Origin of the sequence: Rhizobium sp. 768_B6_N1_8, from assembly GCF_051811225.1 — a bacterium.
Lineage (GTDB): Bacteria > Pseudomonadota > Alphaproteobacteria > Rhizobiales > Rhizobiaceae > Rhizobium.
This window is the reverse complement of record NZ_JBPWPV010000001.1, coordinates 4,152,325-4,176,744: the sequence shown is the minus strand read 5'-3', so window position 1 is coordinate 4,176,744 and position 24,420 is coordinate 4,152,325. Positions and strand designations below refer to the sequence as shown.

24 protein-coding genes are annotated in these 24,420 nt (G+C 59.3%); 15 read left to right on the top strand and 9 right to left on the bottom strand.

Annotated features, from left to right (window positions below):
• Positions 1-116: 116 nt before the first annotated feature.
• The 3 genes from acnA to AB8B33_RS21285 all read left to right on the top strand — a co-directional run bounded on the left by acnA (position 117) and on the right by AB8B33_RS21285 (position 4,458).
• Positions 117-2,807: an aconitate hydratase AcnA gene (gene acnA / locus AB8B33_RS21295; protein ID WP_439016795.1), complete on the top strand. Its 2,691-nt coding sequence runs from the start codon at positions 117-119 to the stop codon at positions 2,805-2,807.
• A gap of 236 nt (positions 2,808-3,043) precedes the next feature.
• Positions 3,044-3,784, top strand: a complete 741-nt coding sequence (locus tag AB8B33_RS21290) for a DUF1223 domain-containing protein (RefSeq protein WP_439016794.1) — start codon at positions 3,044-3,046, stop codon at positions 3,782-3,784.
• 272 nt (positions 3,785-4,056) lie between these two features.
• On the top strand, positions 4,057-4,458 hold the full coding sequence (locus AB8B33_RS21285) for a DUF2794 domain-containing protein (RefSeq protein ID WP_113319764.1): 402 nt from the start codon (positions 4,057-4,059) through the stop codon (positions 4,456-4,458).
• A gap of 6 nt (positions 4,459-4,464) precedes the next feature.
• On the opposite strand, the gene AB8B33_RS21280 is transcribed toward AB8B33_RS21285, so the two are convergent.
• From AB8B33_RS21280 to AB8B33_RS21265, 4 genes are all read right to left on the bottom strand, one after another.
• The gene (locus AB8B33_RS21280; RefSeq protein WP_439016793.1) at positions 4,465-5,022 is read right to left on the bottom strand and encodes a GNAT family N-acetyltransferase; all 558 of its coding nucleotides are present in this window, start codon (positions 5,020-5,022) and stop codon (positions 4,465-4,467) included.
• Between the two features lie 111 nt (positions 5,023-5,133).
• Positions 5,134-5,862: a Bax inhibitor-1/YccA family protein gene (locus AB8B33_RS21275; protein ID WP_439016792.1), complete on the bottom strand. Its 729-nt coding sequence runs from the start codon at positions 5,860-5,862 to the stop codon at positions 5,134-5,136.
• Positions 5,863-6,041: 179 nt separating this feature from the next.
• Complete coding sequence (locus AB8B33_RS21270; RefSeq protein ID WP_439016791.1) at positions 6,042-8,585, bottom strand: ABC transporter permease; 2,544 nt, start codon at positions 8,583-8,585, stop codon at positions 6,042-6,044.
• A complete protein-coding gene (locus tag AB8B33_RS21265) occupies positions 8,582-9,289 on the bottom strand; it encodes an ABC transporter ATP-binding protein (protein WP_439016790.1) in 708 nt (235 codons plus the stop codon). The genes AB8B33_RS21270 and AB8B33_RS21265 overlap by 4 nt, the downstream gene beginning before the upstream one ends.
• Before the next feature lie 72 nt (positions 9,290-9,361).
• On the opposite strand from AB8B33_RS21265, the gene AB8B33_RS21260 reads away from it, so the two are divergent.
• Both AB8B33_RS21260 and thpR read left to right on the top strand, forming a co-directional pair.
• Complete coding sequence (locus AB8B33_RS21260) at positions 9,362-10,006, top strand: arylesterase (RefSeq protein WP_439016789.1); 645 nt, start codon at positions 9,362-9,364, stop codon at positions 10,004-10,006.
• A 68-nt stretch (positions 10,007-10,074) separates the two neighbouring features.
• Positions 10,075-10,668 carry an RNA 2',3'-cyclic phosphodiesterase gene (thpR, locus tag AB8B33_RS21255; RefSeq protein ID WP_007814535.1) on the top strand — a complete coding sequence of 198 codons (594 nt, stop codon included), beginning with the start codon at positions 10,075-10,077 and terminating at the stop codon, positions 10,666-10,668.
• On the opposite strand, the gene AB8B33_RS21250 is transcribed toward thpR, so the two are convergent.
• Positions 10,575-11,075 carry a low molecular weight protein-tyrosine-phosphatase gene (locus AB8B33_RS21250; protein WP_113319760.1) on the bottom strand — a complete coding sequence of 167 codons (501 nt, stop codon included), beginning with the start codon at positions 11,073-11,075 and terminating at the stop codon, positions 10,575-10,577. The genes thpR and AB8B33_RS21250 overlap by 94 nt on opposite strands.
• A gap of 35 nt (positions 11,076-11,110) precedes the next feature.
• Here AB8B33_RS21250 and AB8B33_RS21245 point away from each other — a divergent pair, with 35 nt between their 5' ends.
• Complete coding sequence (locus tag AB8B33_RS21245; RefSeq protein WP_113319759.1) at positions 11,111-11,413, top strand: 4a-hydroxytetrahydrobiopterin dehydratase; 303 nt, start codon at positions 11,111-11,113, stop codon at positions 11,411-11,413.
• A 68-nt stretch (positions 11,414-11,481) separates the two neighbouring features.
• The gene (locus AB8B33_RS21240) at positions 11,482-11,874 is read left to right on the top strand and encodes a YkvA family protein (RefSeq protein ID WP_113206154.1); all 393 of its coding nucleotides are present in this window, start codon (positions 11,482-11,484) and stop codon (positions 11,872-11,874) included.
• A gap of 99 nt (positions 11,875-11,973) precedes the next feature.
• Here the strand turns inward: AB8B33_RS21240 and AB8B33_RS21235 are convergent, their stop codons facing one another.
• Positions 11,974-12,534, bottom strand: a complete 561-nt coding sequence (locus AB8B33_RS21235) for a sigma-70 family RNA polymerase sigma factor (RefSeq protein ID WP_113319757.1) — start codon at positions 12,532-12,534, stop codon at positions 11,974-11,976.
• 336 nt (positions 12,535-12,870) lie between these two features.
• Between AB8B33_RS21235 and AB8B33_RS21230 the strand changes: the two genes are divergently transcribed.
• The 5 genes from AB8B33_RS21230 to AB8B33_RS21210 all read left to right on the top strand — a co-directional run bounded on the left by AB8B33_RS21230 (position 12,871) and on the right by AB8B33_RS21210 (position 17,783).
• Entirely contained in the window at positions 12,871-13,380 is a 510-nt protein-coding gene (locus AB8B33_RS21230; RefSeq protein WP_113319756.1) for an invasion associated locus B family protein, read from the top strand.
• Between the two features lie 227 nt (positions 13,381-13,607).
• Positions 13,608-14,843, top strand: a complete 1,236-nt coding sequence (gene rlmN / locus AB8B33_RS21225) for a 23S rRNA (adenine(2503)-C(2))-methyltransferase RlmN (protein ID WP_439016788.1) — start codon at positions 13,608-13,610, stop codon at positions 14,841-14,843.
• A gap of 93 nt (positions 14,844-14,936) precedes the next feature.
• Entirely contained in the window at positions 14,937-15,890 is a 954-nt protein-coding gene (locus AB8B33_RS21220; RefSeq protein ID WP_310385043.1) for an ABC transporter substrate-binding protein, read from the top strand.
• A gap of 223 nt (positions 15,891-16,113) precedes the next feature.
• Complete coding sequence (locus AB8B33_RS21215; protein ID WP_310385041.1) at positions 16,114-16,992, top strand: ABC transporter permease; 879 nt, start codon at positions 16,114-16,116, stop codon at positions 16,990-16,992.
• The gene (locus AB8B33_RS21210) at positions 16,989-17,783 is read left to right on the top strand and encodes an ABC transporter ATP-binding protein (protein ID WP_310385039.1); all 795 of its coding nucleotides are present in this window, start codon (positions 16,989-16,991) and stop codon (positions 17,781-17,783) included. The genes AB8B33_RS21215 and AB8B33_RS21210 overlap by 4 nt, the downstream gene beginning before the upstream one ends.
• Here the strand turns inward: AB8B33_RS21210 and AB8B33_RS21205 are convergent, their stop codons facing one another.
• Positions 17,784-18,425: a LysE family translocator gene (locus AB8B33_RS21205; RefSeq protein WP_113299633.1), complete on the bottom strand. Its 642-nt coding sequence runs from the start codon at positions 18,423-18,425 to the stop codon at positions 17,784-17,786.
• A gap of 84 nt (positions 18,426-18,509) precedes the next feature.
• Positions 18,510-19,361 carry an SDR family NAD(P)-dependent oxidoreductase gene (locus AB8B33_RS21200; RefSeq protein ID WP_439016787.1) on the bottom strand — a complete coding sequence of 284 codons (852 nt, stop codon included), beginning with the start codon at positions 19,359-19,361 and terminating at the stop codon, positions 18,510-18,512.
• A 198-nt stretch (positions 19,362-19,559) separates the two neighbouring features.
• On the opposite strand from AB8B33_RS21200, the gene AB8B33_RS21195 reads away from it, so the two are divergent.
• Positions 19,560-20,783 (top strand): argininosuccinate synthase, encoded by a 1,224-nt coding sequence (locus AB8B33_RS21195; protein ID WP_007814510.1) that lies wholly within the window; start codon positions 19,560-19,562, stop codon positions 20,781-20,783.
• Positions 20,784-20,919: 136 nt separating this feature from the next.
• Entirely contained in the window at positions 20,920-21,561 is a 642-nt protein-coding gene (locus AB8B33_RS21190) for a LysE family translocator (protein WP_310385033.1), read from the top strand.
• Here the strand turns inward: AB8B33_RS21190 and AB8B33_RS21185 are convergent, their stop codons facing one another.
• Entirely contained in the window at positions 21,562-22,008 is a 447-nt protein-coding gene (locus AB8B33_RS21185; RefSeq protein WP_439016786.1) for a hypothetical protein, read from the bottom strand.
• Positions 22,009-22,213: 205 nt separating this feature from the next.
• Here AB8B33_RS21185 and AB8B33_RS21180 point away from each other — a divergent pair, with 205 nt between their 5' ends.
• Entirely contained in the window at positions 22,214-24,301 is a 2,088-nt protein-coding gene (locus AB8B33_RS21180) for a M3 family metallopeptidase (RefSeq protein ID WP_439016785.1), read from the top strand.
• Positions 24,302-24,420 lie beyond the last annotated feature (119 nt).

The following is a 24,420-nucleotide window of genomic DNA, read 5'->3' as shown; positions in this document are numbered from 1 at the left end:
AACTTGGGGTCTTTCCTCACGTGCGGACAGCGGAAATGGCCGTACCCGCATCCTGATGTGCATTAAGTGCATAGGCGTTCGCACGACTGTGTTGGCTATCAGAAACGGGGTCTCTCGTGTCTAAATCTCTTGACAGTTTCAATTGTCGGTCCACGCTTTCCGTGAACGGAAAGGACTACGTCTACTACAGCCTGCCGAAGGCTGAGGCAAACGGTCTCCCCGGCGTATCGAAGCTCCCCTATTCGATGAAGGTGCTGCTGGAAAACCTGCTGCGCTTTGAAGACGGTCAGTCGGTCACCAAGGAGCACATCCTTGCCGTCGCCGAATGGTTGAACAACAAGGGCGCTGTCGAGAATGAAATCGCCTATCGTCCGGCCCGCGTGCTGATGCAGGACTTCACCGGCGTTCCCGCCGTCGTCGACCTTGCCGCAATGCGCGACGCAATGGTCTCGCTCGGCGGCGACCCGGAAAAGATCAATCCGCTTGTTCCCGTCGACCTCGTCATCGACCACTCGGTCATCGTCGACGAATTCGGCACGCCGCAGGCTTTCGCCAGGAATGTCGAGCTGGAATATCAGCGCAACGGCGAGCGTTACCGCTTCCTGAAGTGGGGTCAGCAGGCATTCAAGAATTTCCGCGTCGTTCCTCCGGGCACCGGCATCTGTCACCAGGTCAATCTCGAATATCTCGGCCAGACTGTCTGGACGAAGGAAGAGGACGGCGAAACGATCGCTTATCCGGACACCTGCGTCGGCACCGACTCGCATACGACAATGATCAACGGCCTCGGCGTTCTCGGCTGGGGTGTCGGTGGTATCGAAGCTGAAGCCGCCATGCTCGGCCAGCCGGTCTCGATGCTTCTGCCCGAAGTTATCGGCTTCAAGCTGACCGGCAAGCTGAAGGAAGGCGTAACCGCGACCGACCTCGTTCTGACCGTCGTGCAGATGCTGCGCAAGAAGGGCGTCGTTTCCAAGTTCGTCGAATTCTTCGGCCCGGGCATGGACAACATGCCGCTCGCCGATCGCGCGACAATCGGCAACATGGGTCCGGAATACGGCGCGACCTGCGGCTTCTTCCCGGTCGATGGCGAAACCATCAACTACCTCACGATGTCCGGCCGCACGCATGACCGGATCGCGCTTGTCGAAGCCTATTCGAAGGCCCAGGGCATGTGGCGCGACGGTGATGGTTCCGACCTCGTCTTCACCGACACGCTGGAACTCGACCTCGGCGACGTCGTGCCGTCGATGGCCGGTCCGAAGCGTCCGGAAGGCCGCATCGCGCTCGAAAACATCGCTACCGGCTTTGCCGGTTCGATGGATGCCGACTACAAGAAGCCCGGTCAGCTGAACAACCGCTATGCGGTCGAAGGCACGGATTTCGATCTCGGCCATGGTGACGTCGCGATTGCCGCCATCACCTCCTGCACCAACACCTCCAACCCGTCGGTGCTGATCGCAGCCGGCCTTCTCGCCCGCAATGCCGTTGCCAAGGGCCTGAAGACCAAGCCGTGGGTCAAAACCTCGCTTGCTCCGGGATCGCAGGTCGTCGGCGAATATCTCGCCAAGTCCGGCCTGCAGGCTGACCTCGACAAGCTCGGCTTCAACCTCGTTGGCTTCGGCTGCACGACCTGCATCGGCAATTCCGGCCCGCTGCCGGCGCCGATCTCCAAGACGATCAACGACAAGGGCCTGATCGTTTCCGGCGTGCTCTCGGGCAACCGCAACTTCGAAGGCCGCATTTCGCCCGACGTTCAGGCGAACTACCTCGCTTCGCCGCCGCTCGTCGTCGCCTACGCTCTTGCCGGTACGGTCCAGAAGGATCTGACCAAGGAGCCGATCGGCGAAGACCAGGATGGCAATCCGGTTTATCTCAAGGATATCTGGCCGACTTCAAAGGAAGTTCAGGAATTCATCCTGAAGTACGTCACCCGCGAACTCTACGAAACAAAGTACGCCGACGTCTTCAAGGGTGACGAAAACTGGCAGGCCGTTCAGGTTCCCCCGGGCCAGACCTATGCGTGGGACGACGATTCGACCTATGTCCAGAACCCGCCCTACTTTGTCGGCATGGGCAAGAAGGGCACCGGCATTTCCGACATAAAGGGCGCCCGCGTTCTCGGCCTCTTCGGCGACAAGATCACCACCGACCACATTTCCCCGGCCGGTTCGATCAAGGCTGCTTCGCCGGCAGGCGCCTACCTGCTTGGCCACGACGTCGCAGTTGCCGACTTCAACCAGTACGGCACGCGCCGCGGCAATCACGAAGTGATGATGCGCGGCACCTTTGCCAATATTCGCATCCGCAACTTCATGCTCGGTGCGAACGGCAAGGAAGGTGGCTACACCATCCACTATCCGTCCAAGGAAGAGACCTCGATCTACGATGCGGCCATGCAGTACAAGGCCGAAGGCGTTCCGCTCGTCATCTTCGCCGGCGTGGAATATGGCAACGGTTCCTCGCGTGACTGGGCTGCGAAGGGCACGAACCTGCTCGGCGTCAAGGCCGTGATCGCCCAGAGCTTCGAGCGTATCCACCGTTCGAACCTGGTCGGCATGGGTGTCATCCCCTTCGTCTTCGAAGAGGGCACGACATGGCAGAGCCTCAACCTTAAGGGCGACGAACTCGTTACCATCGAGGGCCTCGAAAACATCAAGCCGCGCGAAAAGAAGATCGCCAAGATCACCTATGCCGACGGCACGGTGAAGGACGTTCCGCTGGTGTCGCGCGTCGACACGCTGGACGAGGTCGTCTACCTCAACAATGGCGGCATCCTGCAGACGGTTCTGCGCGATCTCGCAGCCTGATTGTTAAGATACTTGCCTGATAATGACCGCCGGAGAGCAATTTCCGGCGGTTTTTCTTTGTGGAAAACGAGGCTGTTTCGCTGCTCACGGTGATGTGTTTCGGCCGTCGTCCGCCTGGGGCTCCGTCTCACCCGTTCGTGACTTTCCGTTTGGACCCGGAAGGATTATTCGTACGTTCATATCTCAGAGCCGGCAGTTCAGGACCGCTGCTGACCCTGGAAAAGAGGTGCTGGTGAATGTCCCCGCGTTTTATGATCCCGCTGATCGCCGGGCTTGCTTTTGCAAGTCCGCTCCTCGCCGAAGATGGTACGCCGAAAGGCGTCGTTGAGCTGTTCACGGCGCAGGGCTGCGCCTCCTGTCCGCCGGCCGATGCCGCATTCCGCAAGCTCGTCAGCCAGGGCAATGTCATCGCCCTCGCCTATCACGTCGATTACTGGAATTATCTCGGCTGGGCCGACACGCTGAGCTCGAAGGAAAATACCGAGCGGCAGTACGGCTATGCCCGAATGATGGGCCGCAGCAACGTCTATACGCCGCAGGCAATCGTCAATGGCCGTGACCATCTCGCAGGCGCCGATCTTGCCGGCATCAACGGCAAGATAAATGGCTATGCCAACGAGGGCAAAGGCCTGACCGTGCCTGTCAGCGCTCGCATGAGCGGCGACCAACTAGAGATCAAGCTCGGCGCCGGCCAGGGCAAGGCCAATGTGGTGATCGTCTATTTCGACAAGGAAAAAACGATCGACGTCGAGAAGGGCGAAAACAGCGGCCAGAAGATCTCCTACCTCCACAGCGTGACCGATGTGGAGACCGTCGGTATGTGGGATGGCAAGGCAACGACGCTCACTCTGCCGGCCAGCGTGATGGAAAAACCAGATCTCGAGGGATCAGCGATTCTCTTGCAGTCCGTGACTGATAACGGCGATCCGGGAGCGATCCTCGGCGCGACAGTCGTCATGGCGGGAAAAAATATCTAAGGATTTCATCTACTTGTTGATGAAAGTCAGGCGGCCCGGCCAAGCGTATTCGGGGCTGGGGTTAAGGTCGATACGCTCCGCCGGGCCCTTTGGCGCGCTGGCGCCAAACTGGAGCCTATAGTTCTCTTGGAAATGAGGCGCTGTTTTGACTGAAATGCGGCACACCGGAGAAAGCAGGTTTCGTCCCCAGTGTGACAGTCGGTCCCTTGCAATTTGCCGCGGCTCGGGCAAACTGTCACTCTCCTGTCACACGTGGAGGTCTTGGGAGTCTGATGACAGATACGCCGGATTTGCGACACGGCGAAAGCCGCTCCGTCGACAATAGCTCTTCAACCGTCGTTGATCTCAAGGAATACAGACAAAATAAAGATCCGATGCCAGTGACATTTCACCGGCGGGAGCTCGACCAGATTCTGTGGATCTACGGTCGAATGGTGGGCGAAGGCGAGTGGAAAGACTATGCCATCGACCACACGGGGGAGAAGGCGGTGTTCTCCGTCTTCAAGCGCTCGGGCGAAATGCCGCTCTTCCGCATCGAGAAGAATCCGAAGCTTGCTGCCAAGCAGGGCGCCTTTTCGGTCGTGAACACCAACGGCATGATCCTGAAGCGCGGCCACGAGCTTGGGCCAGTCCTGAAGGTTTTCGACAAATCGCTGAAGCTCGTCGACAAGTAAGCGATATCACCCCTTGAACAGCGTGCCCGGATAGGCCTCAGGATCGGGATGGGTTTCCGTTCCTTCGCCCAGTCTGCGCTGCATCAGCATCGTATCCAGCCAGCGGCCGTGCTTGTAACCGGCGCCCTTCATCAGACCGATCTCTTCAAAACCCAGTGAACGGTGAAGCGAGATAGAAGCCGGGCTTGCACCGCCGATGACGGCGGTCATCTGGCGGAAGCCAGAGACGGTGCAGCGCGAAATCAACTCTCCAAGGAGTAGTTTGCCGATACCCTTGCCGCGCGCCTCCGTGCCCAGATAAATCGAATCCTCGACCAGCCAGCGATAGGCAGGACGGGTGCGGAATGCCGAGGCATAGGCATAGCCGAGCAGGCTTCCGTCCTCGGCTGTAGCGGCGATGTAGGGATAGCCCTGCTCGCGAATGGCGGAGTAGCGAGCCGTCATTTCCGCTTCGTTTGGCGGCACGATTTCATAACTCGAGATGCCGTTCAGCACGGACTCGCGGTAGATTTCAGTAATGGCGGGAAGATCGGAAGGAAGGGTGTCGCGCAGGAGAGGGAGCATTTCGTATCGATCGGCACGGTTGAACGAAGGCTCACGTTGAAGCACTCCAGCGAACCGACCGCAACAAAAAAGGCGGCCGAAGCCGCCTTTTCGTTTTTCAGTCCGGCCTGCTTACTTACGGTTGCCCATGAGCTGCAGCAGGAACATGAAGAGGTTGATGAAGTCGAGGTAGAGCGTCAGCGCGCCCATGATGGCCTTGCGGCCGGCGACGTCATAACCGTCTGCTTCGAAATACATTTCCTTGATGCGCTGCGTGTCGTAGGCGGTGAGGCCTGCAAAGATCAGCACGCCGATCGCGGAGATCGCGAACTGCACGGCGGACGAAGCCAGGAAGATGTTGACGATCGAAGCGATGATCAGGCCGAAGAGGCCCATGATCAGGAACGAACCCATTGCCGACAGGTTGCGCTTGGTCGTGTAGCCGTAAAGCGACAGCGCACCGAAGGAGGCGGCCGTCACGAAGAAGGTCTGTACGATGCTCTGGCCCGTATAGATTATGAAGATTGACGAGAGCGACAACCCGACCAGTGCGGAATAGACCCAGAAAGTGGTCTGCGCTGCAGCCACGCTCATCTGGTTAATACGGAAGCTCAGAAAGAACACGGCAGCAAGCGGTGCAAGGATCACAACCCACCGAAGCGGGCTCGCATAAATAGCCTGACCGAATGCAGTTAGCTCGCCATTGGCGAAAGCGAACTGGAATGACAGATAGGCGGCCACACCAGTGATCGCCAGACCCAGCGCCATCAGGTTGTAGACCTTGAGCATATAAGCGCGGAGGCCTTGATCAATCACTTCGCCGGCTTGTGCGCGGCTTTGATAGTTACGGAGATCAGCCATAGTTTCCTCTTACAAGCTCCGATGGAAATACGGTGTCGGGTTTACGACCCGGGCGCCGCTGCGGAGCTTCCAGCATGCCTGCTGACAATATGAGGCTTTCGTCCAATTCAAACAAGGCCTTTGCAATCTGCCGTTCGGTTAAATCGCCGTAAGGTGAAGGGATTTGGGGCCTTCACCCATTACAGCTCGCGCAAAACTGGTGCTGCCTTCTGTCCGAGGACGCGCCAGGTGCCGATCAAGCCGATACCGACGGTCAATACTAGGGCTGTAACAAGGGTGAGACCTGCGACATCCGGCATGAAGCTGGAGGGTAGGCGCATGATGCGGCTGACGATGAACCAGGCAGCCACACTGCCGGCAAAAAGCGCGAAAATGGCGGTGGCAACACCGAGGATGAGATATTCATAGCTGAAGGCGCGGATCAGCATGGTTCTCGTCGCACCAAGTGTCTTCAGCACCACCGCATCATGCGTGCGCGCCCGATTTCCGGCGGCAAGTGCGCCTGCCAGCACGAGAACGGAGGCGATCAGTGCAACGGAAGCTGCGGCGCGGATCGCAGTCGCAAGCTCGCCGACCAGCTGGTTGACGATATCGATCGCGTCCTTGACGCGCACGCTCGTGATCGTCGGATAGGCGTTGGTCACCGATTTCAGGATCGCGGCGTCTTCAGTCTCGGTCGATGCGGGATCCGTCAGTGTCGCCAACCATGCATGCGGAGCGCCACGAAAGGTGTTCGGCGAGAACACCATGACGAAATTGATCGACAGCGATTCCCATTCGACCCGCCGCAGATTGGCAACTTTGGCAGTGATGTTGCGGCCGAGAACGTTGACGGTGACGGTATCGCCGATCTTGAGGCCCAGTTCATGCGCCTCCTCGCTCGAGAAGGAGACAAGCGGCTCGCCGCTATAGTCCTTGCCCCACCACTGGCCTTCGGTAAGGACGGAATTCTCCGGTGGGCTTTCCTCGTAGGTAATGCCGCGGTCGCCATTCAGCACCCAGCGGCCCGCTGCCGGCACATTCATCTTGGTCACATCCTGGCCATTGAAGGCGATGATGCGGCCGCGCAGCATCGGCACTTCCACCAGCTTGCCATTCGGGGACTGGGTATGGATCAGGTTGCGGAAGGCATCGACCTCGGCGCTCTGGATATCGACGAAGAAGAAGTTCGGCGCACCCTCGTTCATGCGGCCGGTCAGCTGCTGGCGCAGGTTGCCGTCGATCAGTGTGAGGGTGACCAGCAACGCAAGGCCGAGACCGAGCGAGAGGACGACGGAGGGTGTCAGTGCTCCGGGGCGATGGATATTGCCGATCGCCAGCCGCAGCGCCGGCGAGTTGACGCGCGGGCTTCTGCGCGCCAGCCAGGCGATCAAGGCTGCGACGAGGCGCAGGATGACGAAGGCGAAGATGATGGCGCCGACGAAGATCACTGCGATGAAGCGGTCATAGGCGGTAAAGATGGCAAGGCCTGCGAGCGCAGCCATGAAGAGCGCGGCGAGTAACACATAGGGCCAGGAGGGCAGGTGGCGTGCCTCAAAACCCTGCTCGCGGAAGAGTGCGGTTGCCGGCACTTCGCGCGCATGGCCGAGCGGCAGGATGGCAAAGGCAAGCATCGTCAGCATGCCGAAGAGGGCCGCAAGCACTAGAGCGCCGGGATAGAGGGTCGGATCGGTAGAGACCGGCAGGAACTGGGCGAGGAACTGTGCAGCCAGCATCGGGGACAAGGCGCCGAGCACAAGACCGATCAGGATGCCGGCTGCTGCGATGATGGCGATCTGGAAGAGATAGATCCAGACCACGACGGCTGCCGGGGCGCCCAGGCATTTGAAGGTCGCGATCGTCGTACGTTTGGCATCAAGGAAGGCGCGCACGGCATTGGCGACGCCGACGCCGCCGACGATCAGAGCGGTCAGGCCGACCAGCGTGAGGAATTGCGAAAAGCGGGTTATGTTTTCCGTCAGCGATGGGGCGGCGCGATCGCTGGTGCGGACGGACCAACCGGCCGAAGGGAATTCTGTGGTGGCGCGGGCCTGGATACCGCTCATCGTGCTGCGGTCTTCCAGCTTGATCTTGTAGGCATGTTCCACAAGGCTGCCGGTCTGGATCAGGCCGGATGCCTGAAGTGCGTTTCGGCTGACGAGCATGCGGGGGGCGAAGCCGAAGCCTTCCGAGAGCGCATCCGGCTCGGTCTTGACCGTGCCCGTGATGCTGAGCTTGACGTTGCCGAGCAGCAGTTCGTCGCCGATCTGCAATCCCAGTCGCTCCAGCAGCAGTGGAGCTACGACAGCGCCATAGGTGCCGCCTTCGCCTGATAGCAGGGAGGCGAGCGGGTAGTTCGGCTCCGCTTCAAAGGTGCCGTAGAGCGGATAGGCATCGTCGACGGCCTTGACCTCGACCAGCGCTTGATCGGATCCATCCGGCTTGCGAGCCATGGAGCGCAGGCCGGTGGAAACGGAGACTTCGCCAAGGCCACGCAGGAAATTCATTTCCTCTGGCGTTGCCTCGCGGTTGTTAAGCTCGAAGCGGACGTCACCGGCCAAGAGTTCCTGCCCCTGCGAGGCGATCGTATCGGTGATCGACTGTGAGACAGAGTTGACGGCAGCGATCGCGGCGGTGCCGAGCGCGATACAGGCGAGGAAGATGTAGAAGCCCCTCAAGCCGCCGCGCAGCTCGCGAAGGGCCAGACGGAAGGCGAGCGAGATGCGCGGAGTGACGATCGTCATGCAATCGCCGCCTCGGACTGACGGACTGCGCTATCGCCCTCGATGCGCCCGGAGCGGACGCGGATCTGGCGCGAGCAACGATTGGCGAGGCCGATATCGTGGGTCACAAGCAGCAGGGTCATGCCGCGCTCGGCCTGCTTGGAAAACAGGAGGTCGGCAATCTGCCGGCCGGTATCGGTGTCGAGATTGCCGGTCGGCTCGTCAGCAATCAGCAGGGCGGGCGAGGGGGCGATCGCACGGGCGATCGCCACACGCTGCTGCTCGCCGCCCGAGAGCTGGCCGGGATAATGGCTCAGGCGTTCACCAAGGCCGACGGAATTCAGCTCGCGTTCGGCGATCTCGAAGGGGTTGGGAACGTTGGCGAGCTCAAGCGGCACTGCGACATTTTCCAGCGCCGTCATGTTGGCGATCAGATGGAAGGACTGGAAGACGATGCCGATGTTGCGGCCGCGGAAATCGGCGACCTGATCCTCACTCAGCGCATGCAGGGGCGTGTCATTGATGTTGATCTCGCCGCTGTCGAGCTTTTCCAGGCCTGCAAGCACCATCAACAGCGTGGACTTGCCGGAGCCCGAAGGGCCGACGATGCCGACGGATTCGCCCGCGCTGATCTCCAGGTCAATGCCTTTCAGCACATGGACCGAGGCAGCGGCATTACCGAGCGTCAAATCGGCGTGTTTCAGATCGATGATGGTTTTGGCCAACAGAAATCGCCCTATATAGTTCCGTAACCGAATGGCCGCATAACGGCACCTAGCCAATCTAGGGAAAGCATTATGAGATTTAAAGTTGCCGCCCTTCACTTCGCTGTCATCGTCTTCTCGCTGATTTTCTCGACAGTTGCCGAAGCGCGCACGATCAATCTGGTCGGGTTTGGCGACAGCCTGATGGCGGGTTACCAGTTGCCGCCAGGCGACGGCTTTCCCGAGAAGCTGCAGGCAGCACTGAAGGCCGGAGGGATCGACGTTTCGATCACCAATGCCGGCGTCTCGGGCGACACGACCACGGGCGGGCTTGCGCGAATCGACTGGTCCATTCCTGACGGAACCGACGGGGTGATTCTCGAACTCGGCGCCAATGATGCGCTTCGCGGCATCCCGCCGGAGCAGAGCGAAAAGAATCTCGACCAGATGATAAGCCGGTTAAAAGAGCGCGGCATTGCTGTATTCCTTGCCGGCATGATGGCGCCGCCGAACATGGGTGCGGACTATGCCGAACGCTTCAACCCGATCTACCAGAAACTTGCGGAAAAACATGGGGTTGAGCTTTATCCATTTTTTCTCGACGGTGTGGTCCTGGATGCCGGCCTGAAGCTCGATGATGGCATGCATCCCAATGCCAAGGGGGTGGATGTGATGGTGGAGAAGATGGAGCCGGCTGTCACAAAATTCGTCGAGACGATTTCTTCTGTGAAGAAATAGGGGCTTGCACAGGTTTGTAATGCGTGATTCCGTGTGAGCACCTGCAAAAGATTCGGGGAGTGCTCGTTATGCCGAGACTTTTTACCGCCCTCGAAATTCCGCGCAATGCGGCGATGAGCCTGTCATTGTTGCGCGGTGGTCTTCCCGGAGCACGATGGATCGATGTGGAGAATTACCACATCACACTTCGCTTCATCGGCGATGTCGATGGACGCACGGCAGACGAAATCGTCGAGCGTCTCGATCGCATCGACCGGCCGGAATTCCAGCTCCGGCTTGAAGGCATCGGCTCCTTCGGCTCCAAAAAACCGCATTCGATCTGGGCGGGAGTTTCTCCTTCGCCTGAAATGTACGCCTTGCAGGGCGAGATCGAGCGGATCTGCCAGCGCATCGGCCTGCCGCCGGACCCGCGCAAGTTCACGCCGCATGTCACGCTTGCCCGCCTGAAATATTCGCGCGTCGACGATGTCGTCCATTACCTCGCCGGCCGCGGCAACTTCCAGACCTCGACCTTCACCGTGCCGCGCTTCGTGCTTCTGTCGTCGCGCGAATCGGTTGGCGGCGGACCTTACCTGACTGAAGAGGTCTTCCCGCTCCACGAGCCAAGGCTGGTGCCGAGCCTCTCTACCAGCGTGCTGCAGCCGCTGAAGAGCCTGGCGTAAACGAACTCGAAGTCTTCCCGGTCGCCATAATAGGGATCGGGAATATCTTCCCCGGTGCCGAGCGCGAAATCGCCGAAGAGATGGACGTTGTCTGCGTACGATGAACGCCGGCTCAATTCCGCGACATTCGAGCGGTCCATGGCGAGGATCAGATCGAAATCGTCAAAATCCTCAGGTAATATCTTCCGGGCGCGCTGCCCGGTGATGTCGATGCCATGCGCGCTTGCGGTGATGATCGAGCGTCGGTCGGGAAGTTCTCCCTGATGCCAGCCGCCGAGACCGGCGGAACCGATGCGGAAAGCATCGCCAAGGCCCGCCTCACCCGCGACATGGCAAAATATCCCCTCGGCAAGCGGAGAGCGGCAGATATTGCCCATGCAAACAAAGAGGATGCTGATACGTTTCATCTGAGGATCCGACGGAAGGATGAAAGGAACATGGCATGAAAATGGAAAAGCTGGAAAGGCCGGCAATCAACCAGTTGCTTGGCGAACTCACGGGTTGGACGCTCGATGATGTGGCAGGTTCGATTTCGAAGACATTCAAATTCGCGAATTTCGTGGAAGCTTTCGGTTTCATGACGGAATCGGCGCTTGCGGCCGAAAAACTCAACCATCATCCGGAATGGTTCAACGTCTATTCCCGCGTCGAGGTGAAGCTCAACACGCATGATGCTGGCGGGTTGACGGAGCTGGATTTCAAGCTCGCAAAGGCCATGGAGAAGGCGGCGGCGCGGCGGGCTTGATTGAATCGGCCGATTGAAACGGCTTGCGCCGTCACCATATTTTCGGAGCGACCATAAGGGATATCGGGATGGACGACGTCAAATACGGGGAAATTCTGTTGCCGGGCGACGAGGATACGCAGAACCGTCGTGAAAAGACGGTGCGGCAGAAATTCTGGCCGACCTTTCGCCGCGCCGTGCGGCAGATTCCATTCTCCCGCGATGTGGTTGCCGGTTTCTATTGCGCGCTCGATCCGCAGACGCCCACCAGAGTGCGCGGCGTTCTTCTGGCAGCCCTTGCCTACTTCGTCATGCCGGTCGATATCATCCCCGATATCTTCGCCGTTATCGGCTTTTCGGACGATGTCGCTGTCCTGTCGGCAGCCTTTGCCATGGTGAGGGGCAATATCCGGCCGAGCCACTACGAGGCGGCCGATCGCGTTCTCGCGGACCGTTCCGAAGACGGCATGAAGACGATCTAAAGCGCGTCGCGATCTTTCAGATCCGCTCGCCGCGCTTTAGGTCTTTGTTTTACGCATGTCGTTATCGCAAAACCGCTGCACACTTTTGCGCGACATGCTTTAGACCTCTTCTCGCTCCAGCAGGTTTCTGAGCTTGCCGAAGGCGAGCCTGATGCGCGATTTCACCGTGCCGAGCGGCAGGCCGGTCGCATCTGCGATTTCGGTATGCGACTGGCCAAGGAAGAAGGCAGCCTGCAGCAGCGCCCGCTGCTCCTCGGGCAACTGACTGACGGCATCGCGCACCTGGGCATCGCGGTCGTCATTGGCGACGATTTCGTCGGCGCGCAATTCCGCCGGCGGCTGCAGCGTCGGATCCTCGCCATCGAGAACACGAACCTGAGCGCGGCGCTGCAGATCGATGCGCCGGTTGCGGGCGATGCAAAAAAGCCAGGTGGAAAGCGAGGATCGGGCCGGGTCATAGAGGGCGGCCTTATGCCAGAGAACGATCATGATTTCCTGCACCAGTTCCTCGGCCTCGCCTGGTGTCATTTTCTGGCGCATCAGCCATGATTTCAGGCGCGGTGCGAAATAGTCGAAGAGTACGGAGAATGCGGACTCGTCGCGCTCATCGGCAACGGCCTTTGCGAGGGCAGCGAAACGCTGTCTTTCCTCGGCATCCATCCCTCTCACGAACTCCCTGCAGTCAAGATTTCGGTCTGAATTTCCTTATCTTAACGACCTACAACGGATTTTAGAAAGGTCAAACTCTTGCCTGAATCTTTGTGTCTTAAATTCACCCGAACCGATGGGCTGGGCCATCAAGACAGAGCGCAATCCCACGCGCCGCTGTCGGTTCGCAAGTTAACAGTCGGGCGAAAATGAAACAGGCAGATACAATTCGCAGCCATTGTTGACCATTTGGTAACCTGAATTAAGTCAAAATAAAGCAGATCGTGATTATGCGCCGCCCGCAATGATCGCTTCGGGCCTTGAACCGCAAGAACCGGCAGGAATTCCATGTTCGTAAAAAGTATCGTATCCGCTTTCGCCCTCACAGTTGTTATGACCGGAGTGGCGGCAGCGCAGCAGGCGGCTCCGACCCGCATCCAGCAGTTCCAGGCATGGGGCGCTTATTCCTATAAATCGGGCGCTTCCACCGTCTGCTACGTGCTTTCGGTGCCGACCGCCAAGCAGCCGGCGAGTGTCGATCACGGCGACAATTTCTTCATCGTGTCGCAGCGCCCGGGTCAGAACATCTCCTACGAGCCGCAGGCGATGATGGGCTATTCGCTGCAGGAAAACTCCAAGGTCAACGTGGTCATCGACAACAAGACCTTCGTGATGTTTACCAAGGACAAGGCCGCCTGGGTCGAGAACGCCGCGCAGGAGCCTGCGCTCGTCGCAGCCATGAAGACGGGTCATTCCATGACTGTCAACGCGGTTTCGCGCAAGGGTACCGGCACCTCTTACAGCTATTCGCTCTCAGGCATTTCGGCCGCGCTGAAGCAGATCGAAAGCTGCAAGTAAGCTGATTACTTCAGGCAATGTTTCGAAGGCCGGCCTTGTGCTGGCCTTCGTCGTTTCCATCTATAGTGACGTGGGCCGAAAATGATGCTAAAGCGGCGCGCAACTGCGGAAGGATGGCGATCTTATCGCCGCTCCGCCCATTCATTTCTGCAATCATGCGTCAACGGCCCCGTAAGTCTTCCGGCTTTCCGGGATGGTTGCCATGTTGAGTTCGGGATTAGAAGATTATGTCCGTTATGGATGCGATGACCGTTGCCAAGCCTGCTGCGCGGGCGCCTCTCGGCACGGAGCTTTCGCCAAAGCCCTCGCTGATCGGTCTGACGCGCGAGGAAATGGGTGCGGCGCTGCGCGAAAAGGGCGTGCCGGACAAGCAGATCAAGATGCGCGTTTCGCAGCTCTGGAACTGGATCTATGTGCGCGGCGTCTCCGACTTCGACCACATGACGAATGTCGCCAAGGACATGCGCGAGATGCTGAAGCAGCATTTCACCATTGCCCGGCCTGAAATCGTCGAAGAACAGATTTCCAACGACGGTACGCGCAAGTGGCTGCTACGCTTTCCGCCGCGCGGCGCCGGCCGTCCGGTCGAGATCGAGGCTGTCTACATTCCCGAGGAAGGGCGCGGCACGCTCTGCATTTCCAGCCAGGTCGGCTGCACACTGACCTGTTCCTTCTGTCATACCGGCACGCAGCGGCTGGTGCGCAACCTGACGGCCGAGGAAATCCTCTCCCAGCTTCTGTTGGCCAGAGACCGGCTGGGCGACTTCCCGGACCGCGACGTGCCGGTCGGCGCCGTCGTGCCCGCCGAGGGCCGCAAGGTCAGCAACATCGTGATGATGGGCATGGGCGAGCCGCTCTATAATTTCGACTCCGTGAAGCAGGCCTTGCTGATTGCTACGGATGGTGATGGCCTATCGTTGTCCAAGCGCCGCGTAACGCTTTCTACCTCGGGCGTCGTGCCTGAGATCTTCCGAACCGGCGATGAAATCGGCGTCATGCTGGCGATCTCGCTGCATGCGGTGCGCGACGACCTGCGCGATATCCTCGTGCCGATCAACAAGAAGTATCCGCTGAAGGAACTGATCGACGCCTGCCGGAGCTATCCGGGGCTTTCGAATGCACGGCGCATCACGTTTGAATATGTGATGCTGAAGGACGTCAATGACAGCCTGGAAGACGCCAAGGGGCTCATCCAGCTTCTGAAGGGCGTGCCGGCAAAGATCAATCTCATCCCTTTCAATCCCTGGCCGGGCACGAACTACCAGTGTTCCGAATGGTCGCAGATCGAGAAGTTTGCCGATTTCATCAATTCGGCCGGCTACGCTTCGCCGATCCGCACGCCGCGTGGCCGCGACATTCTCGCCGCCTGCGGCCAGCTCAAGTCAGAATCCGAGCGCATGCGCAAAACCGAGCGCCTTGCCTTCGAAGCGATGATGATCGCCAACCACGGCGCCGATGACTGATCAGCAAGTTTGATCCTCATTACAATTCTCCGCGATTGATTAAAGGGGGCGCTTTTCCTAAAAGTGCCTCCAAAATCATCTTGGAGGACACTCATGCGTTCAATTCTTCTGGCTTTTGCCGCAACTTTGGCCGTGACGCTGCCGGCGAAGGCCGATGATGTCACGGTTGCCGTAACTGCGATCGTCGAACATCCGGCGCTCGATGCGGCCCGCAACGGCGTGCGCGATGCGCTGGCCGCTGCCGGCTACAAGGAAGGCGAGAACCTCAAGTTCGTCTTCGAATCCGCGCAGGGCAATCCGGCAACGGCAGCCCAGATCGCTCGCCAGTTCGCGGGTGACGAACCCAATGTCATCGTGCCGATCTCCACGCCGTCGGCCCAGGCCGTCGTTTCCTCAACGCGTGATATCCCCGTCGTCTTTACCGCCGTGTCCGATCCGCTCGGCGCGCAGCTTGTCAAAAACATGGACAAGCCAGGTGGCAACGTGACCGGTCTTTCCGACATGTCGCCGGTCGGCGAGCATATCGCGCTCATCAAGGAAATCCTGCCGAACGTGAAGACGATCGGCTACCTCTACAATTCCGGCGAGGCGAACTCCGTCTCGCTGCTCGCCGCGCTGAAGGCCGAAGCCGACAAGGCCGGCATCACCATTGTTGAATCGGCTGCAACGAAGTCCGCCGAAGTGCAGGGCGCAGCGCGTGCGCTCGTCGGTCGCGCCGACGCCATCTACATCCCGACCGATAACACGATCATCTCGGCCCTCGAAGGTGCGGTTGCCGTTGCGGAAGAAAGCAAGCTGCCGCTCTTTACCGCTGATACGGATTCCGTTTCGCGTGGCTCGATCGCAGCGCTTGGCTTCAACTACTATGATGTCGGCAAGCAGACGGGAGAGATCGTCGTGCGGGTGCTGAAGGGTGAAAACCCGGGCGACATCGCGGTGAAGACCGCAGCTGGCAGCGACCTCGTCATCAACAAGGCTGCCGCAGCCAAGATGGGCGTGACTCTGCCGGAAAGCGTCGTTTCACGCGCCAACAAGGTCATTGAATAAACGGCCGTCGTTCCAAGGTCTTAGTGACAATCAGCCGCTCCCGTCTGCACGGGGCGGCTGTTGCATTACAGCGCCGCGCGCCAGATGGCGCGCAAAGGACGCTGTAACAGTGTAAAAACTGCGCATAATCCTTTCCTTAAATCGGTTCCGATTTAAGGGGTTATGCGCTAAAAGGCTCCGGTTTCGCGACGGGCGGAACGGAAACAAAAAGGGGCTGAAAGCCTTGAGCCAAATCGCATTCTGGGGGGCCGTCGAGCTCGGCCTGGTCTATTCTTTCGTCGCTCTCGGCGTCTATCTAGCTTTCCGAGTCCTCGATTTTCCGGACCTGACGGTGGACGGCTCGTTTCCGCTCGGTGCAGCCGTGACAGCCGTATTGATCATCGCCGGCGTCAATGCGTGGGTTGCGGCGCTGATCGCGATGGGAGCGGGGGCTGCTGCCGGCATGGTGACGGCACTCCTCAATGTGCGCTTCAAGATCCTCAACCTTCTCGCCTCGATCCTGACGATGATTGCGCTTTTTTCCGTCAATCTACGGGTGATGGGAAAGCCGAATGTCGCGCTCATCAATGCCGATACGATGATCAGCCCCTTCTTCGGCCATGGGCTCAGGGATTTTTACGTGCGGCCGCTCTTCGTTGGCGTTCTGGTTGTCATCGCTGTCATCGTCGTCTGGCGCTTCCTTGAAAGCGATGCCGGGCTTGCGATGCGTGCGACAGGCGCCAATGCCCGCATGGCCCGTGCGCAGGGCGTCGATACCAGCCGGCAGATCTATCTGGGCATGGCGATTTCCAATGCGCTGGTGGCGCTTGGCGGCGCGCTCTTTGCGCAGACCAACGGTTTTGCGGATGTCACTTCGGGTGTCGGCACCATCGTCGTCGGCCTAGCTGCCGTCATCATCGGTGAGACGCTGCTCGGTCGGCGCGGACTGCTGATTGCACTTGTCGGATGCGTGTTCGGCTCGATCATCTACCGCATCGCCATCCAGCTTGCGCTGTCGAGCGATGTCATCGGCCTGCAGGCCTCCGACCTCAATTTCGTGACCGCGGTTCTCGTGACGGTCGCGCTTATTCTTCCCCGCCTTCGCGGAGGTGCCGCATCGTGATCAGTGTCAAGGATATCAAGGTTGTTTTCGGGCGTGGCACGCCGCTGCAGAAACAGGCGCTGAACGGTGTCAGCCTCACTATTGAGGAGGGCTCTTTCGTGACCGTCATCGGCTCCAACGGCGCCGGCAAATCGACATTGCTCGGCGTGCTTGCTGGCGATGTCATTCCGAGCGAAGGCTCGGTTCTGATCGGCAAGACCGATGTGACGCGCAAGTCCACATCGGCACGCGCCGGTCTGGTGGCACGTGTCTTCCAGGATCCGCTGACGGGAAGCTGCGGTGCGCTGTCAATCGAGGAGAACCTTGCTCTAGCCGCCCGCCGTGGCGAAAAACGTGGGCTTGCATCAGCGCTTGGCGGCAACAGGCGCGACTATTTCCGGGAGCGGATTGCGGAGCTGAACCTCGGGCTGGAAAACCGGCTGAAGGACCGAATGGATCTTCTCTCGGGTGGCCAGAGGCAGGCCGTGTCGCTCGTCATGGCGACGCTTGCCGGCTCCGAAGTGCTGCTGCTCGATGAACATACGGCAGCGCTCGATCCGGGCATGGCGGAGTTCGTGATGAACCTCACGCAGAAGATCGTCTCGGAGCGCAAGCTGACGACGATGATGGTGACACATTCCATGCGGCAGGCGTTGGATTACGGCCACCGCACGATCATGCTGCATGGCGGCGAGATCGTTCTCGACGTGGCCGGCGACAATAGGAAGAACCTGCAGGTTGAAGACCTGATCGCCATGTTCCGCAAGATGCGTGGCCAAACGCTCGATGACGACGCCTTGCTGATAGGCTGATCAGCGTGCCTGTGTAAGCAGGATCTTGGCGGCAAAGACCGAGAAGACGCCGGCAAAAGTATAATCCATGCCGCGCAGCACCTTCCTGTTGTTCTGCAGCCAGCTCGACAGCCAGTCGGCCGCCATGACGACGGCCGCGTTGACCGGCATGCCGATCACGATAAAGCAGAAGCCGAGGAAGAGCAGCTTGTGCGTGACGGCGGGATCGTTGGCGCTGACGAACTGCGGCAGGAAGGTCATGAAGAAGATGATGACCTTCGGGTTCAGTAGGTTAACCCAGAAACCCGAGGAAATGTTCGACAGGATGGTGCCCTTCGGGCCTTCGACCTTGGCAACCGTCAGCTTCGAGCCGTAGCGGATCGCCTGCACGGCCAGCCAGAAAAGATAGGCCGCACCGCCGGTCTTCAGGATCAGGAAGGCGGTCGGGGAAGCGGTAATCAGTGCCGAAATACCGAAGGCAACCAGCATCGTGTGCACGACGATGCCGAGGCTCGTGCCGAGCACCACGAAAAGCGCTGCCTTCTTGCCCTGCGCAAGCGCACGGCTGATCGACAGAGTCATGTCGGGGCCTGGTGTCGCCGCAAGCAACAGTGTGGCGGCGGCAAAGGCGAGAAGCGTCGGAAAGCTCGGCAGGAAATCCATGGTCTACTCTGAAAGCCGGAAAGTTCTGACGATCTCTTACCCGGCTTTCTGAAAATTACCAATCAAACCTTCTGATGGTGCCGATTACTTCTGCTCAAGGAAAGCCATGAACTTATCGGCGTAGTCCTTGTGCCAGCGCGATAGCGGCGGGCGGTTCTCGATAATATCGCCCATCGCCCAGGCCATGCGCCGCTCGTCCACAGGACGCGCGACATCGTTATCAGGGCAGAGGATGTAGAAATCACCGCGTTCAAGGCTTTCGACCATGAAATCAACAGTCTGTTCCGGCGTCCAGGCGCCAGCAGGCTTTTCCCTGCGGTCGCCTTTGGTGAGGCCGGTGAAGACGAAGCCGGGGATCAGCAAGTGCGCGGAAATACCTGCGCCTTCAGTGTTGCGCAGTTCATGCTCAAGCGCTTCGGTGAAGACCTTCACACCGGCTTTGGAGACGTTATAGGCCGGGTTGCCGGGCGGTGTGGTGATCCCCTGCTTGGAGCCGGTGTTGATGATGAGGCCGGGTTCGTTATGGGCGACCATGCCGGGACCGAAGGTTCTGACGCCGCTGATGACGCCGAGAAGGTTGACGGCGAGGATATTGTCCCAATTGGACTGGGCGCTGAAGATCGAGGTTTCCGGGCCGATGCCGGCATTGTTCATCAGCACATGCACGCGGCCGAAGCGCTGGATGACGGCGCGTTCGAGGGCCTCGACCTGCTCCTTCTGAGAGACATCGGTCTCGACGGCCATCACATGTTCCTGGCCGGCAATTGCCTCGAGTTCGGCGCGGGCATCCGCCAGCCTGTCGCCGCCAAGGTCGGCGATCACGACGCTCATACCGACCTTTGCAAAGTATTTCGCGGCGGCAAGGCCGATGCCGGAAGCACCGCCGGTGATGACGGCAACATTGGATTTCTTGAAAATGGCTTGAATATTCGTCACGGGACGGGCCTCTCCTCAGAGCATTGTTCGGACGATGCCGAATATGGGCTCCGGTTCCGTGCTGTCAAACCTTATCGGGCCCTATCGGGCCGGTTGCTATCCTCGTTGCCCTTGCGTCACGCGCCAATCTCGATAAAAGTGCCGCGATACCGGGCTTTGCGGGTGTGCCGCGGCCTCTATGCAACGGACCTCATCATCATGGCATCATACAAAGACGTGAAGAAAGTCGTGCTCGCCTATTCGGGCGGTCTCGATACCTCGATCATCCTGAAGTGGCTGCAGACCGAACTCGGTGCTGAAGTCGTCACCTTCACGGCCGATCTCGGCCAGGGCGAAGAGCTGGAGCCGGCGCGCAAGAAGGCCGAGATGCTCGGCATCAAGGAGATCTATATCGAGGACGTGCGCGAGGAATTCGTGCGCGATTTCGTCTTTCCGATGTTCCGTGCCAATGCCGTCTATGAAGGCGTCTACCTGCTCGGCACGTCGATTGCCCGTCCGCTGATTTCCAAGCACCTCATCGATATCGCCCGGAAGACCGGCGCAGATGCGATCGCGCACGGCGCGACCGGCAAGGGCAACGACCAGGTTCGTTTCGAGCTTTCGGCCTATGCACTGAATCCCGATATCAAGATCATCGCGCCGTGGCGCGACTGGTCGTTCAAGAGCCGTACCGATCTGCTCGAATTTGCCGAAAAGCACCAGATCCCGGTCGCCAAGGACAAGAAGGGCGAAGCGCCTTTCTCCGTCGACGCCAACCTGCTGCACTCCTCTTCCGAGGGCAAGGTTCTGGAAGATCCGGCGCAGGAAGCTCCTGAGTACGTGCATATGCGCACCATTTCGCCGGAAGCGGCCCCCGACAAGGCAACCACCATCAAGGTCGGTTTCCGCAAGGGCGACGCCGTCTCGATCAATGGTGTCGAGATGTCTCCGGCTACGCTGCTCGCGACCCTCAACAATTACGGCCGTGACAACGGCATCGGTCGCCTCGATCTCGTCGAGAACCGCTACGTCGGGATGAAATCGCGCGGTGTCTACGAGACGCCCGGCGGCACGATCCTGCTTGCGGCCCATCGTGCCATCGAGTCGATCACGCTCGATCGGGGTGCTGCTCATCTCAAGGACGAGCTGATGCCCCGTTATGCCGAGCTCATCTATTACGGTTTCTGGTTCTCGCCGGAACGCGAGATGCTGCAGGCCCTCATCGACAAGAGCCAGGAGCATGTCGAAGGCGAAGTGACGCTGAAGCTCTACAAGGGCAATGTCATGGTCATCGGCCGCGAGAGCGAAAAGTCGCTCTATTCCGACAAGCTCGTTACCTTCGAAGACGACCAGGGCGCTTACGATCAGAAGGATGCTGCCGGCTTCATCAAGCTCAACGCGCTGCGTCTTCGCACGCTCGGCAAGCGTAACCTGAAGAAGTAAGTCACGCCAGACCGATCCTGAAAGGCCCGCCGGCTCTGCCGCGCGGGCCTTTTTTTGTCGCACCGATTGCAGGTTGTAATGTCTTGACGCGGCAGGGCTATCGCATAAGCTGAGTCGTCATTACCGGAGCATTTCCATGCCGCTTTCCCTGCTTCTCGGCGCCTTTCTGGCGGCGCTTTTTTATGTACTCATTCCCGGCCCGGCCTTCCTGCAGCTTCTCGGCATTGGCGCCGGGCAGGGGCGCAAGGCTGGTGCCTTCTTCATGATGGGTCATCTCGTTGGCGACATCATCTGGTCGGGACTGGCGCTGATTGCGATCGTCGGGGCCAAGACGATCGGCACCTTCGTGTTCGACCTGCTCGGGCTTGCCTGCGGTTTCTATCTCGCCTGGATCGGCTGGAGTGCCGTCAATGCCAAGCCGAAGGCCGAGGGGCAGGCGCTGATGGTGGTGGAGCGGCCATTCCGCCGCGGACTGATTTTCGGCGTCACCAATCCGAAGGGCTATCCAGTGGCGCTTGCCACCTTCACGGCACTGGTCGCGGGCTCGGCAAGCGCGCTCGATTTCGAGGCTCTCCCCATGCTGCTCAGCGTTTCCTTCGTCGGTTTCGTCACGGCTGACATCATCCTGATCGGCATCATCGGCGCCGGCGTCGTGCGTCGCTTCTACCGCGCGCATGAGCGGCTGATCGTCCGCTGCTCCGGCGTGCTCTTCATGGGCTTTGCCGTACAGGCGCTGTGGCACGCCACACCCGGCCTACTTGGCTGGCGAAAGGCCTGATCAGGCCTCGTTGACGAGGAAGCCGACGACCGAATTCAGCGTCTGAACCTCATTCGGATCGCCGATCGACATGGCGATCTGAAGCTGGTTGCGATAATAGTCGAGGAAGTTGAAGCTCGTGCCGTCTGTGACGTTGGACAGGTCGATGACATTGCCGAGCGGATCGATCGCGTGCATCGGCAGCGGTTCGGATATTGCGGCAAACGTATTCTGATCGATCAGGCCGTTATCGTAGCCCTGGCGCGCATAGCTGCGCAATTCACCCGGGCTGACGGCTGTAAAATCGAGCGCCTGCCTGTTGTCAGAGTCTTCGATCTGGAATGAGCCTTGGGCGAGAGTGGGCTTCGGCTCAATTGTAGTATCAGCGGTCTTCGAACTTTTTGCGTTATTATTGGGATTATTTTTGAATAGCAAACTCTGAGAAGACCGCACGGAAAAGATTTCCATGCGCATGTCCTCTTACATGAAGATTAAAGAGAAACTAGCGTCTTGGCCTGATTCGCGTCAATCGTTAACGATTGGTTAATTTTTATGTATCAATTCTTGCCCCTAAGATTTAGCCGGGCGGGCAAAAGTCCAAGTCAGCCACATATCAATCCCATGATAGCCTCCCTATATTACCGATCCACTTGCCGGCATAAAGGACTTTCATATGTCTTCTCCCAGTCAATTCAATCAGGCACTTGTCAACTGGAATGGCCTTCATGGCCTGCCGCGTTTCGATGCGGTCGCCGATGGCGATTTCGCTGACGCCTTCGAGTCTGCACTTGCCTCGCACGAAAGAGAGATCGACGCGATCGCCGGTAACAAGGAAGAACCGAGTTTCGACAATACGGTCGTCGCGCTCGAAATCGCCGGAGATGAGCTGTCGCGCGTTTCCGCGCTTTTCTGGAATCGGGCAGGCGCCCATACCAACGACGTAATCCAGGCGCTGGAGCGGGATATTTCGCCGAAGATGTCGCGGCATTATTCGAAGATCGGCATGAATGCGGATCTCTTCAAGCGCATTGATACACTCTGGGAAAAGCGCGAAAGCCTCGGTCTGACGCTGGAACAGACACGCGTGCTGGAGCGGCACTGGAAAGGCTTCGTGAAATCGGGCGCCAAGCTGCCGAAGGCCGAGCAGGAGAAACTTGCCACGATCAACGAAAAGCTCGCAGGCCTCAGCACCAGCTTCGGGCAGAATGTGCTCGCCGACGAGAAGAGCTGGTCGCTGATCCTCTCCAGCGAAGACGAACTTGCCGGCATTCCCGATTTCCTGCGCGACGCGATGGCGGCGGCTGCCCGTGAGCGCGGTGAGGGTGGCAAATATGCCGTGACCCTGTCGCGCTCGATCATCGAGCCCTTCCTGACTTTTTCGGAGCGCCGGGATCTGCGTGAGCAGGCCTTCAAGGCCTGGGTGGCGCGCGGTGAGAATGTCGGTGCGACCGACAATCGCGGCATTATCAGAGAGACGTTGGCCCTGCGCGACGAAGTGGCGAAACTTCTCGGCTACGGCAACTTCGCCGAATTGAAGCTCGATAACACGATGGCGAAGACACCCGAGGCTGTGAACAATCTGTTGCGCGCTGTCTGGGCCAGAGCGGTGAAACGCGCTCATGAGGAAGAAGCCGATATCGCCGGGCTGATCGCTGCCGAGGGCAAGAACCACGAGGTCATGCCTTGGGACTGGCGCCATTACGCGGAGAAGATCCGCGCGCTGCGGTTCAATTTCTCGGAAGCGGAATTGAAGCCCTATCTGCAGCTCGAAAAGATCATCGATGCCTGCTTCGATGTAGCCGGCCGGCTGTTCGGCATTCGCGCGGTGGAGAAGAAGGGCATTGCTGCCTATCATCCCGACGTGCGCGTCTTCGAGATCCGCGATCGGGATGACAAGCTGGTCGCGCTCTTCCTCGGCGATTATTTCGCTCGTAGCTCGAAACGCTCAGGCGCCTGGATGAGCTCCTTCCAGTCCCAGCACAAGCTGGTGCTGAAGAATGGCCATCACGGCGAGTTGCCGATCATCTACAATGTCTGCAACTTCGCAAAACCCGCCGAAGGCAAGCCCGCCCTGCTTTCGCTCGACGATGCGCGCACGCTGTTTCACGAGTTCGGTCATGCGCTGCATGGCATGCTCTCCAACGTCACCTATCCCTCGGTCGCCGGTACAGGCGTCTCGCGTGATTTTGTGGAATTGCCCTCGCAGCTCTACGAACACTGGCTGACGGTTCCCGCCGTCCTCAAGGAATATGCCGTACATTTCGAGACCGGGCAGCCGATGCCGCAGGCATTGCTCGACAAGGTTCTGGCAGCCCGCACCTTCAATTCCGGCTTCAACACGGTGGAGTTCACCTCCTCGGCATTGGTCGACATGGCCTTCCATACCCGCGACAAGGTGGAAGACCCGATGGCGGTGCAGGCGGAAGTGCTTGCTGAAATCGGCATGCCGAAATCGATCGTCATGCGCCACGCCACGCCGCACTTCCAGCATATCTTCTCCGGCGGCTATTCGGCGGGTTATTACAGCTACATGTGGTCGGAAGTGCTCGATGCCGATGCCTTCGCCGCCTTCGAGGAGACGGGCGATGCCTTTAATGGCGAAATGGCCAGGAAGCTTCGGGACAATATCTACTCCACGGGCGGCTCCGTCGATCCGGAAGATGCTTACAAGGCTTTCCGCGGCAAGCTGCCGAGCCCGGACGCGATGCTGGTCAAGAAGGGGCTTGCGACCTTCGAGGAATTGACAGGCAGCGACGCTTAAGACAGTTTGATGACATGGAGCAGAGCGGCATGGTGATAGCCATGCCGCAGCTTTCGCGTGCCACCCCCTTTCGCAATCGCGAAAAAAACGGTATGAGCGCGCCAAACATAAATGGCGCG